Consider the following 12043-nt stretch of genomic DNA (forward strand, 5'->3'; position numbering starts at 1 on the left):
GGGGGGGGGGGGGGGGCCGCGCCCTGGGCGGGCCGGGGCCGGGCCGGGCCGGAGCGGGGCGGACCCAGTGGGGCTGGGGCAGGGCCGGGCGGGTCCCCTGGCGGCCCCGGGCCACAACGGCCCTGGGGCCGGGGCCGAGCCAAGCCGGGCCGGGGCGAGCCGGGGCGAGCCGGGCCGGGGCGAGCCGGGGCGAGCATGGGCGAGCATGGGCGGGGCGGGCCGGGGCGGGCCGGGGCGAGGCCGAAGCCAGGGGCCGAGAGCCGGACGCCGGGAGCCAGACCCGAGCCGCGGCCCGAGCCAGAGCCCGGGCCCCCTGCGCCCCTACGGGCCGAATCGAACGCGGACATCCCCCCGACGGGGGCTTACCCAGGGGTGGCGGGGGCGAAGCTCGCGGGACGGTGGCACGGCGGGCCTCCGCGGCCCCTCAGAGCGGCGTACGCGGGCCCGCCGCCCTACGGGGTCAGGCGCGGGCCGGAACTCCCGTCAGCGCCGTCACGACGGGGTCCAGCGCCTGGTTGATCTCGTCGCCGATGGAGCGGAAGAACGTGATGGGCGCGCCGTACGGGTCGTAGACCTCGTCCGCCTCCGGGTTCGGCGCCAGCAGCCAGCCGCGCAGCGCCGCGGCGGCACCGACCAGGGCGCGGGCGCGCTCGACCAGCCCGCCGCCGGGCAGCGCCGGGTCGGGCTCGGGCAGCGTCGCCGGGTCTATGGCCCGTACCAGCCGGTTGAACTCCTTCAGCGTGAAGGTGCGCAGCCCCGCCGAATGGCCCATGGAGATGACCTGGGCGCGGTGGTCGCGGGTGGCGGTCAGGACGAGGTCGGCGCGGATGACGTGCTCGTCCAGCAGCTCGCGGCCGGTGAAGTCCGCCGGATCCGCTCCGTAGTCGGCCAGGACCGTGGCGGCGTGGGTCTCCATGGGCGCGCCTTCGTGGCCCCAGGTGCCGGCGCTCTCCACGACCAGGCCGCCGCGGTCCTCGCCCAGCCGCAGGTCGAGGGCGTGCCGGTGCAGCCGCTCGGTGATGGGCGAGCGGCAGACGTTGCCGGTGCTGACGTGGAGGATGCGGAACGCGCGGTAGCTGTCCTCGCCGGGTCCCGCTATGCCACGCCCGAGGGGCGCAATCAATTCGCCACCTCAAGCCCGGGTACCACCTTGCGCAGCTCCTCCACGCCGATCGCGCCTGCGCGCAGCAGCACCGGCGTCGGGCCGGTGACGTCCACGATCGAGGACGGTACGGCGGCGGGGGTCGGGCCGCCGTCCAGGTAGACGGAGACGGAGTCGCCGAGCATCTCCTGGGCCGCGTCGCAGTCCTGCGGCGACGGGTGCCCCGTGAGGTTGGCACTGGAGACGGCCATCGGGCCGAACTCGGTGAGCAGCTCGATGGCGACCGGGTGCAGCGGCATCCGGACCGCGACGGTGCCGCGGGTCTCCCCCAGGTCCCAGGTCAGCGACGGCTGGTGGGTGGCGACCAGGGTGAGCGCGCCGGGCCAGAAGGCGTCGACCAGCTCCCAGGCCTGCTCGGAGAAGTCCGTGACGAGCCCGTGGAGGGTGTTCGGGGAGCCGACGAGCACCGGGGAGGGCATACCGCGCCCGCGGCCCTTGGCCTCCAGCAGGTCTCCGACGGCCTCGGCACTGAACGCGTCCGCGCCGATGCCGTAGACGGTGTCGGTCGGCAGCACGACCAGCTCGCCGCGACGGACGGCCGATGCGGCCTCGCGCAGACCGGTCGCGCGGTCGGTCGCGTCGCTGCAGTCGTATCGCCGTGCCATTTAACGGACCTCCTCGTGCGGAACGTACAGATGACTCGTGGGGGCCGGGCTCGTCATGGCGTCGCCCTGCGCGCGGTGGCGAATCGGGGCCGGTTGTTCAGGTCGGGGTGGTCGGCCGCGTCGGCCCAGCCCCGCTCCTCGGTGAAGATCCACGGGACCTGGCCGCCCTGGGTGTCGGCGTGCTCGATGACCACGACGCCGCCGGGCCGCAGCAGCCGGTGCGCGGTCCGCTCGATGCCGCGGATGGTGTCCAGGCCGTCCTGGCCCGAGAACAGCGCGAGCTCGGGGTCGTGGTCGCGCGCCTCGGGTGCGACGTACTCCCACTCGGTCAGCGGGATGTACGGCGGGTTCGAGATGACCAGGTCGACCTGGCCGTCCAGCTCGGGGAGCGCGGTCAGCGCGTCGCCCTGCTGGAGAACGACGCGGGACCCCTCGACGTTCTTGCGGGCCCACTGCATCGCCTCGTCCGACAGCTCCACGGCGTGCACCCGGGAGCGGGGCACCTCCTGGGCGAGGGCGAGGGCGATGGCTCCGGAGCCGGTGCACAGGTCGACGATGAGCGGTTCGACGACGTCCATGGCCCGTACGGCGTCTATCGCCCAGCCGACGACCGACTCGGTCTCCGGGCGGGGTACGAAGACGCCGGGGCCGACGTGCAGCTCCAGGTAGCGGAAGAAGGCGCGGCCGGTGATGTGCTGGAGCGGCTCGCGGGCCTCGCGGCGGGCGACGGCCTCCCAGTAGCGGGCGTCGAAGTCCGCGTCGGGGACCCGGTGCAGTTCGCCGCGCTTGACGCCGTGCACGTGCGCGGCGAGCTCCTCCGCGTCGAAGCGCGGTGAGGGCACGCCGGCGTCGGCCAGCCGCTGGGTGGCCTGGGCCACCTCGGCGAGCAGCACGGTGCGGGGGTTGGGCCCGCGGCGGGGCCGCTGGGGGTCGTGACCCCCGGAAGGCGACGGCACGCTGTTCCTCCGGCTCGTTCTACGGGCGTTCTACGGGCTTACTGGGCGGCGGCCAGCTTGGCGGCCGAGTCGGCGTCCACGCACGCCTGGATGACCGGGTCGAGCTCGCCGTCGAGCACCTGGTCCAGGTTGTACGCCTTGAAGCCGACGCGGTGGTCCGAAATGCGGTTCTCCGGGAAGTTGTACGTCCGGATGCGCTCGGAGCGGTCGACGGTGCGAACCTGGCTGCGCCGGGCGTCCGACGCCTCCTTCTCGGCCTCTTCCTGGGCGGCGGCCAGCAGCCGCGAGCGCAGGATGCGCAGGGCCTGCTCCTTGTTCTGGAGCTGGCTCTTCTCGTTCTGGCAGGAGACGACGATGCCGGTGGGCAGGTGGGTGATGCGTACGGCGGAGTCGGTGGTGTTGACCGACTGGCCGCCGGGGCCGGACGAGCGGTAGACGTCGATGCGCAGGTCGTTGGGGCCGATCTCGACCTCGACCTCCTCGGCCTCGGGCGTGACGAGCACACCGGCCGCGGAGGTGTGGATGCGGCCCTGGGACTCGGTGGCGGGCACCCGCTGGACGCGGTGCACGCCGCCCTCGTACTTCAGGCGGGCCCACACGCCCTGGCCGGGCTCGGTGGCGCCGTTGCCGCCCTTGGTCTTCACGGCGACCTGGACGTCCTTGTAGCCGCCGAGGTCGGACTCGTTGGCGTCGAGGATCTCGGTCTTCCAGCCGACGCGCTCGGCGTAGCGCAGGTACATGCGCAGGAGGTCGCCGGCGAACAGCGCGGACTCCTCGCCGCCCTCGCCGGCCTTGACCTCCAGGATGACGTCCTTGTCGTCGCTGGGGTCGCGCGGCACGAGCAGCAGCCGCAGCTTCTCGGTCAGCTCCTCGCGGCGCGCTTCGAGGTCCTTGACCTCGTCGGCGAAGTCCGGGTCGTCGGCGGCCAGTTCGCGGGCCGTGCCGATGTCGTCGCCGGTCTGCTTCCAGGCGCGGTACGCCGTGATGATCGGGGTCAGCTCGAAATAGCGCTTGTTGAGCCGCTTGGCCTCGCGCTGGTCGGCGTGGACCGCGGGGTCGGCCAGTCGCTTCTCAAGGTCGGCGTGCTCGCCGATCAGTTCCTCGACCGCCTCGAACATCGTGGGGGTTCCTCACCTGGCTGTGTTTCCCGGTTGCCGGCACCTGTGCGGCCGTGGCCGCGGCCAGGGGTCTCCGGCGGGGTCCCTGGCCTGGACGACAAAACGCCGGTCCGGCCGCCCCTTCGCGGGGGCGGGTCGGAACCGGCGCCTTGCGGGTCGCTACTTCTTGGCGGAGCCGGCGCCCTTGCCGAAGCGGGCCTCGAAGCGGGCCACGCGGCCACCGGTGTCGAGGATCTTCTGCTTGCCCGTGTAGAACGGGTGGCACTCGGAGCAGATGTCGGCACGGATGGTGCCGCCGGCCACGGTGCTACGGGTGGTGAACGACGCGCCACAGGTGCAGCTGACCTGGGTCTCGACGTACTCCGGGTGGATGTCGCGCTTCAAGGGATTCTCCTAGGTTCGGGAGGGCTCCGGGTCGCTCCGCGGATTGCGGCAACGTGAACCGGGGCCGACGGTCCAGTCTGCCAGGACTGGCCTCATCTCCCAAAACCGGGGTCGGGCGGGAAGTATTCCCACCGGTCGTACGGGGCTGCCGAGGGGCCGCCGAGCGGTCCGAAAGGACGGTTCGGCTACTTCACGTAGCTGTCCGTTCCACCCTTGTCACCTGCGGAATCCTTGATCGCTTCCGGCGGGATGTCCTGGTCCTGGCGCAGCGCGTCCCAGACCTGCCGCGACTGCTTCTCCAGCGGCAGCACGCGGGAAGGATTCTTCGGGTCATAGGTGACCGGCAGGGTGACCATGTCGATGTTGTCCGACCCGATGCCGCCCATCTCCTTGGCCAGCCCCGTCAGGGCGTTGACCGAGTTCAGGTCGGTGTCGGTGGTGATGGCCTTGGTGGCGGTGTCGGCGATGCCGTAGAGCTTCGTCGGGTCCGACAGCAGCCCGATGTTCTTGACCTGGTTCATCAGTGCCTTGATGAACGTCTGCTGGAGCTGGATGCGGCCCAGGTCGCTGCCGTCGCCGCCGGGCACGCCGTGCCGGGTCCGTACGAGGCCGAGGGCGTCCTCACCGTTGAGGGTGTGCTTGCCGGGCTCCAGGTTCAGGTGGCTCTTGTTGTCGTGGATGGGCTTGGTGGTGGTGATGTCCACGCCGCCGAGGGCGTCGATGAGCTTCTTGAAGCCGGTGAAGTCGACCTCGACGAAGTGGTCCATACGGATGCCGCTCATCGACTCGACGGTCTTGACCGCGCAGGCCGGGCCGCCGACCTCGAAGGCGGTGTTGAACATGGCCTTGCGCTGGCCCGGTATGTTCTTGCCGTCCTTGGTGCAGTCGGGGCGCTGGACCAGGGTGTCGCGCGGGATGCTGACGACGCTGGCCTTCTTGTGGCCCTTGAAGACGTGCACGATCATCGCGGTGTCGGAGCGGGCGCCGCCCTCGTCGGTGCCGTACGCGCCGTTCTTGCCCGCCCGGGAGTCCGAGCCCATGACGAGGATGTCCATCGATCCGTCGTCGTTGTCCTTGGGCCGGTCCTTGCCCAGGGCGGCGTTGATGTCGACGCCCTTCAGGTTGCCGTTGAGTTTGAAGTAGACGTAGCCGAGTCCCGCGCCACCGAGCAGTACGCAGCTGACCAGCGCGCACACGGTGATCGTCAGGGCGCGGCGGCGCCGGGTCGGGCCCTTGCGCCGGCGGCCCGTGGCACGTATGCCGCGGGAACGGCCCTTGGCCGTGTTCGCGGCCCTGCTGTCGTCCGCCATCTGCTCCTCAGTCCTCGTTCTCTCGGCTGCCCCTCGCCGCCACCGTTCAGCGTTCGGCCACGGTTTGTTGCGCCTTGAAAGACGGGGGGCAGACCGGAAGGGTTGCACAACGGGATTGAGAGCCATTCTTAGAAACCAGGCCCCCCGTGCCCCGGCGAAAGTCGACTTTTGGCCTGGTGACCAGGACTTTCGTCCGGGGTCAGAAACCGGACTGATGAGTTCCCCGGGCGCCGCGCGTGTGCGCAAGGCAACAATCTGCGGGTTCTTCGGGCAGCACGAAGCCCTCCCGGCCACCGATGTGACCAGAAGGGCTCAGTCGTGCGACCACGGCACCGTCCGCCGCCGGTACGAGGGCGGACGGGCCGTCACGGGGTCCGGGCGTCAGTCGTTGCCGTTGCCGTTGCCCATGCCGGGCGTGGTCTTCTGGATCTGGAGCAGGAACTCCGCGTTGGACTTCGTCTGCTTCATCTTGTCCAGCAGCAGTTCGATGGCCTGCTGCTGGTCCAGGGCGTGCAGCACGCGCCGCAGCTTCCAGACGACGGCCAGCTCGTCGCTGCCCATCAGGATCTCTTCCTTACGGGTGCTGGACGCGTCCACGTCCACCGCCGGGAAGATGCGCTTGTCCGAGAGCTTCCGGTCGAGCTTGAGCTCCATGTTGCCGGTGCCCTTGAACTCCTCGAAGATCACCTCGTCCATCCGCGAGCCGGTCTCGACCAGCGCGGTGGCCAGGATGGTCAGCGAGCCGCCGTCCTCGATGTTGCGCGCGGCACCGAAGAACTTCTTCGGCGGGTACAGCGCGGTCGAGTCGACACCACCGGACAGGATGCGGCCCGACGCCGGGGCGGCGAGGTTGTAGGCACGGCCCAGACGCGTGATGGAGTCCAGCAGGACGACCACGTCGTGGCCCAGCTCCACCAGGCGCTTGGCGCGCTCGATGGCCAGCTCCGCGACGGTGGTGTGGTCCTCGGCCGGGCGGTCGAAGGTCGAGGAGATGACCTCGCCCTTGACCGACCGCTGCATGTCGGTGACCTCTTCCGGACGCTCGTCGACCAGGACGACCATCAGGTGGCACTCGGGGCTGTTACGGGTGATCGAGTTGGCGATCGCCTGCATGATCATGGTCTTGCCGGTCTTCGGCGGCGCCACGATCAGACCGCGCTGGCCCTTGCCGATCGGCGCGACCAGGTCGATGATCCGCGGCGTCAGCGCGCCCGGCTCACCTTCCAGACGCAGCCGCTCCTGCGGGTAAAGGGGCGTCAGCTTGCCGAACTCCGCGCGGCCACGGCCCTGTTCGGGCGAGACGCTGTTGACGGTGTCCAGGCGGACCAGCGCGTTGAACTTCTCGCGCCGCTCGCCCTCGCGGGGCTGGCGGACCGCGCCGGTGACGTGGTCGCCCTTGCGCAGGCCGTTCTTGCGGACCTGGGCGAGCGAGACGTACACGTCGTTCGGACCGGGCAGGTAGCCGGAGGTCCGGATGAAGGCGTAGTTGTCGAGGATGTCGAGGATGCCCGCGACGGGGATCAGCACGTCGTCGTCGGAGACCTGCGGCTCGTTGCCGAAGTCCTCGCGGCCGCGGCGGCCCCGGCGGTCCCGGTAGCGGCCGCGGCGCCCGCGGCGCCCGCCCTCGAAGTCGTCGTCGTCCTGGCGGTTGTCACGGTTGTCGCGGTTGTCGCGCTGCTGGCGGTTGCCGCCCTGCTGGTTGCCGCCGTCGCCGCCGTCGTTGTTCTTGTTGCGGCGGTCGCGCTGGCCGCGCTCGCCACGCTCGCCGCGGCCCTGGCGGTCGCCCTTCTGGCCGCGGTCCTGACGGTCCCCGCGGTCCTGGCGGTCGCCCTTGCCCTGGCGGCCCTCGGCGTTGTCGGCGGCGGCCTCGGCCTTGGCGTCCTCGCGCGGCGCCGTGCGGGCGCCGTCCTTGGCCTCGGCCTTGCCCTCGGACTTCGCCTCGCCGGCGCCGTCGGGGCTGCCCGCGGCGGCGGTGGCGCGGCGCCGGCGGCGCTCGCCGGCCGGCTGCTCGTCGCTCGGCTGGCCGGGGATGTCGATCTGCTGCTGGCCGGCGCCCTTGTCGGCGGCGGCCTTGTCGGCCGTCTTGGCCTTGGCGTCGCCGTCCTCGCCCGTACGGGCCTTGGAGGTCGCCCGGCGCTTGGGCTTGGTCTCGGCCTCTGCGGGCGCGTCGCCCTTGGCGGCGGCGCCGGAACCGGAGCCGGCGGCCTGCTTCTCCTTGATGACCTCGATCAGCTGGCTCTTGCGCATCCGCGCGGTGCCCTTGATGCCGAGGCTGGAGGCGACCTGCTGCAGCTCTGCCAGGACCATGCCGTCGAGGCCGGTGCCGGAACGGCGGCGCCGCGCAGGCGCGGCGGGAGCGTCCGTGGCGGGCGCGGTGGCACTGCCATCGGTGCGTACGCCCATCAGATCGGTGGTGTCGCTCACGAAGGGTCCTTCCCTGGAGCGGGCGTCGGCCTGTCTGGCTCGGCGACCGGTTGTGCTGTCCGGCTGCGGTCCCGTACTTGCGGACCTGGCCGGGGCGGTGGTCCCGCCGGAAATGGCGGAGAGATCAGTGCATGGTTCCGGCGCGAAGAGATGTCTGTGACTCATGTCCGTCACGCCGATTCCGGAGCGTGCTCGCTTCTGCTCAGGCAACTGCTCCAAGCAGTTTGGGAGGCTCCCGGAAGAAAGGTGGTCCCGATGGGGGACACGGAGTACCGCGCCGCAGAGGCGTCACGTACTCACTTGAGGTTAACACTACCGGATCCAACAAACATTCCCCCTCTCGAAGACCGGCAATCGTCGATCACCCGGCGAGCGGCAGCACCGAGGTGCCCGCCGCGTCGAGGGCCAGCCGGTTGGCCGCCCACCCCTCGCCCGCGAGGCCGGCGACCTTGTCGGCCGCGTCCTCCTGGACCAGCGCGAGCACCGTGGGGCCCGCGCCGGAGACGACCGCGGGGACGCCGTCCGCCCGCAGTCGGTTCACCAGGGCCACGCTCTCGGGCATCGCGGGAGCACGGTACTCCTGGTGAAGTCGGTCCTCGGTCGCGGCCAGCAGCAGCTCGGGGCGCCTGGTCAGGGCCTCGACGAGCAGTGCGGCGCGGCCGGCGTTGGCCGCGGCGTCCACGTGCGGGACGGTGCGCGGCAGCAGGCCCCGCGCGGTCTCCGTGAGCACCGGCCGGCCCGGTACGAAGACCACCGGAACGATGGAATCGGCGGGGTCCATCCTGATCGCCCGCGCGGCACCGGTGTCGGTCCAGGCCAGGGTGAAGCCGCCGAGCAGGCAGGCGGCGACGTTGTCCGGATGGCCCTCGATCTCGGTGGCCAGTTCCAGCAGGGCCGCGTCGTCCAGCTTCTGCTCGGCCCCTATGGTCACGGCGCGGGCGGCCACGATGCCGGCGCAGATGGCGGCGGAGGAGGAGCCCAGGCCGCGGCCGTGCGGGATGCGGTTGGCGCACACGATCTCCAGGCCGCGCGGCTGCCCGCCGAGCACCTCGAAGGCGGCGCGCAGGGACCGTACGAGCAGGTGGCTCTCGTCGCGCGGCAGGGTTTCGGCGCCCTCGCCCGCGATGTCGACGTGCAGGCCTGATTCGGCCACCCGCACCACGACGTCGTCGTACAGGCCCAGGGACAGCCCGAGGGCGTCGAAGCCGGGACCGAGATTGGCGCTGGTCGCGGGGGTGCGCACCCGGACGGCGGCGGCGCGGAACGCTGGACCGGCCATCGCTCGATGACTCTCCTTGATGTGATGCTGCGGCACTGCCCCGGAGCGCCGCGGCACCAGGGTGCCCGGCCGGCTCATGGGGACCGTTCTGACCTGCCCTGCACACCACTGCGACATGCCGTGGGGAGGGGAGTTGGCTGCCAGCCTATCGAAGGAAGGTTCTGTGGCGACATAGGGCGCACAGGAGGCGCACGATGCGTGTCGCACGCTGCCCGCGGTCCGCAGCCGCCTTTGCAGCCTTTGCAGGGTTTGCTCCATTCGAGGTTACGGGGTTCCTGCGGGCCCCGTAACCCCTTTTTCGCGCGATGTCGCGCGCCCGGCGCGGGCACCCGGCCGCGGGAACGGCCGGGTGCGTCGCGCGGCCGGAAGGCGTACTACGCCAGGCCGAGGCGCTCGGCCGCGGCGTCCGCGTCGACCGGGACCGTGACCGGCTGCGGGGCGCCCGCGACGGCCCAGTCCGGGTCCTTGAGGCCGTTGCCGGTGACCGTGCAGACGATGCGCTGGCCCGGATCGACCTTGCCCTCGTCGGCCGCCTTGAGCAGACCGGCCACCGAGGCGGCCGAGGCGGGCTCCACGAAGACGCCCTCCTGGGAGGCCAGCAGCCGGTAGGCGGCCAGGATCTGACGGTCCGTCACCTCGTCGATGAAGCCGCCGGACTCGTCCCGGGCCCGCTCGGCGAACTGCCAGGAGGCGGGGTTGCCGATCCGGATGGCCGTCGCGATCGTGTGCGGATCCTTGACGACTTCACCACGTACGATCGGCGCGCTGCCGGACGCCTGGAAGCCCCACATGCGCGGGGTGCGCGAGGCGAGGCCGTCGGCGGCGTACTCCTGGTACCCCTTCCAGTACGCGGTGATGTTGCCCGCGTTGCCGACCGGCAGCACGTGGATGTCCGGCGCGTCGTCCAGCATGTCGACGATCTCGAAGGCCGCGGTCTTCTGGCCCTCGATCCGTACCGGGTTGACGGAGTTCACAAGTGCGACGGGGTACTTCTCGGACAGGCCCCGGGCCAGCGTCAGACAGTCGTCGAAATTACCGTCGACCTGAAGAATCTTGGCGCCGTGCACCAGCGCCTGGCCCATCTTGCCCAGCGCGATCTTGCCCTGCGGGACGAGGACGGCGCAGACCATCCCAGCCCGTACGGCGTAGGCGGCGGCCGAGGCGGAGGTGTTGCCGGTGGAGGCGCAGATGACCGCCTTGGCCCCCTCCTCCTTCGCCCGGGTGATGGCCATCGTCATGCCGCGGTCCTTGAAGGACCCGGTGGGGTTGGCGCCCTCTACCTTGAGATGCACCTCACAGCCCGTGCGCTCGGAGAGCACCTGCGCGGGCACCAGCGGCGTACCGCCCTCCCGCAGCGTGACGACCTCGGTCGAAGCGCCGACCGGCAGCCGGTCCCGGTACTCCTCGATGATTCCGCGCCACTGACGGCTCGCGGTGGAAATGGCAGACATGGGTTCCTTTACTCCCCTTCGACCCGCATGATGCTGGCGACGCCCCGGACCGTGTCCAGGTCGCGCAGCGCGCCGACGGTCGACGACAGGGCGGCGTCGGCCGCCCGGTGCGTGACGACGACGAGGGACGCCTCTCCCCCGTTCTCGGCTTCACCGGAGCGGGCGGCACCCCCGTCCTTGCTCTGCTGGCGGACCGTGTCGATGGACACGCCGTGCTCGGCGAAGACCGTGGCGACCTGGGCGAGGACACCGGGCTTGTCGGCCACGTCCAGGCTGATGTGGTACCGGGTGACGACGTCACCCATGGGGCCGACCGGCAGCTGCGTGTACGCGGACTCGCCGGGGCCGGTGGTTTCGGCCAGCTTGTTGCGGCAGACCGCCACCAGGTCGCCCAGGACCGCGGAGGCGGTCGGCGAGCCGCCCGCGCCGGGTCCGTAGAACATCAGCTGGCCGGCGGCCTCCGCCTCGACGAAGACCGCGTTGTACGCCTCGCGGACGGAGGCCAGCGGATGCGTCAGCGGAATCATGGCGGGATGCACGCGCGCGGTGACCGAGGCGCCGTCGGCGGCCCGCTCGCAGATCGCGAGCAGCTTGACCGTGCAGCCCATGCGCTTGGCGGAGGCGATGTCGGAGGCGGTGACCTCGGTCAGCCCCTCGCGGTGGACGTCGTCTATGGTCACCCGGGTGTGGAAGGCGATTCCGGCCAAAATGGCGGCCTTGGCCGCGGCGTCGAAGCCCTCCACGTCCGCCGTCGGGTCGGCCTCCGCGTAGCCCAGGGCCGTCGCCTCGTCCAGCGCCTCGGAGTAGCCGGCGCCGGTGCTGTCCATCTTGTCCAGGATGAAATTGGTCGTCCCGTTGACGATGCCCAGCACCCGGTTGACCTTGTCGCCGGCCAGCGACTCGCGCAGCGGCCGGACCAGCGGGATCGCGCCGGCCACGGCGGCTTCGTAGTACAGGTCGGCGCCGTTGGCCTCGGCGGCGGCGTGCAGCGCCGCGCCGTCCGCGGCGACCAGCGCCTTGTTGGCCGAAACCACACTCGCGCCGTGCTCGAAAGCGGTGGTGATCAGCGTACGGGCCGGCTCGATGCCACCGATGACCTCGACGACCACGTCCACGTCATCGCGTTTGACCAGTTCGGTGGCGTCGGTGGTGATCAGCTCGGCGGGCACCCCCGCGCGCACCCGGTCCGGGCGGCGTACGGCGATTCCGGCCAGCTCGACCGGCGCGCCGATGCGGGCCGTGAGGTCGTCGGCGTGCGTCGTCATGATGCGCGCCACCTCTGAGCCGACCACTCCACAGCCCAGCAGCGCCACCTTCAGCGGACGCGTACGCATCATTCGACCTCTTTCGCTTT

General features: G+C 71.6%; 10 protein-coding genes. All 10 read right to left on the reverse strand.

Features of this window, described 5'->3' with window-relative positions; all coding sequences use genetic code 11:
* Window positions 1-460: 460 nt before the first annotated feature.
* Window positions 461-1123 (reverse strand): protein-tyrosine-phosphatase, encoded by a 663-nt coding sequence (locus tag ACFV57_RS39625; protein ID WP_385243120.1) that lies wholly within the window; start codon window positions 1121-1123, stop codon window positions 461-463.
* On the reverse strand, window positions 1120-1767 hold the full coding sequence (locus ACFV57_RS39630) for an L-threonylcarbamoyladenylate synthase (RefSeq protein ID WP_385243123.1): 648 nt from the start codon (window positions 1765-1767) through the stop codon (window positions 1120-1122). Before ACFV57_RS39630 ends, ACFV57_RS39625 begins: the two co-directional genes overlap by 4 nt.
* A gap of 53 nt (window positions 1768-1820) precedes the next feature.
* Window positions 1821-2660, reverse strand: coding sequence for a peptide chain release factor N(5)-glutamine methyltransferase (prmC, locus tag ACFV57_RS39635; RefSeq protein WP_030017734.1), 840 nt, complete (start codon window positions 2658-2660; stop codon window positions 1821-1823).
* Between the two features lie 101 nt (window positions 2661-2761).
* Window positions 2762-3841 carry a peptide chain release factor 1 gene (gene prfA / locus ACFV57_RS39640; RefSeq protein ID WP_031011586.1) on the reverse strand — a complete coding sequence of 360 codons (1080 nt, stop codon included), beginning with the start codon at window positions 3839-3841 and terminating at the stop codon, window positions 2762-2764.
* A gap of 159 nt (window positions 3842-4000) precedes the next feature.
* Window positions 4001-4225 (reverse strand): 50S ribosomal protein L31, encoded by a 225-nt coding sequence (gene rpmE, locus ACFV57_RS39645; protein ID WP_030376601.1) that lies wholly within the window; start codon window positions 4223-4225, stop codon window positions 4001-4003.
* A 185-nt stretch (window positions 4226-4410) separates the two neighbouring features.
* Complete coding sequence (locus ACFV57_RS39650; protein ID WP_385243126.1) at window positions 4411-5535, reverse strand: LCP family protein; 1125 nt, start codon at window positions 5533-5535, stop codon at window positions 4411-4413.
* A 381-nt stretch (window positions 5536-5916) separates the two neighbouring features.
* The gene (rho, locus tag ACFV57_RS39655; RefSeq protein WP_385243129.1) at window positions 5917-7959 is read right to left on the reverse strand and encodes a transcription termination factor Rho; all 2043 of its coding nucleotides are present in this window, start codon (window positions 7957-7959) and stop codon (window positions 5917-5919) included.
* 361 nt (window positions 7960-8320) lie between these two features.
* On the reverse strand, window positions 8321-9238 hold the full coding sequence (gene thrB / locus ACFV57_RS39660; RefSeq protein ID WP_385243131.1) for a homoserine kinase: 918 nt from the start codon (window positions 9236-9238) through the stop codon (window positions 8321-8323).
* A 374-nt stretch (window positions 9239-9612) separates the two neighbouring features.
* Entirely contained in the window at window positions 9613-10689 is a 1077-nt protein-coding gene (gene thrC / locus ACFV57_RS39665) for a threonine synthase (RefSeq protein WP_385243133.1), read from the reverse strand.
* Window positions 10690-10697: 8 nt separating this feature from the next.
* The gene (locus ACFV57_RS39670) at window positions 10698-12026 is read right to left on the reverse strand and encodes a homoserine dehydrogenase (protein WP_385243136.1); all 1329 of its coding nucleotides are present in this window, start codon (window positions 12024-12026) and stop codon (window positions 10698-10700) included.
* Window positions 12027-12043: the final 17 nt, after the last annotated feature.

The organism is Streptomyces sp. NPDC059788, from assembly GCF_042732265.1.
Taxonomy (GTDB): Bacteria; Actinomycetota; Actinomycetes; order Streptomycetales; family Streptomycetaceae; genus Streptomyces.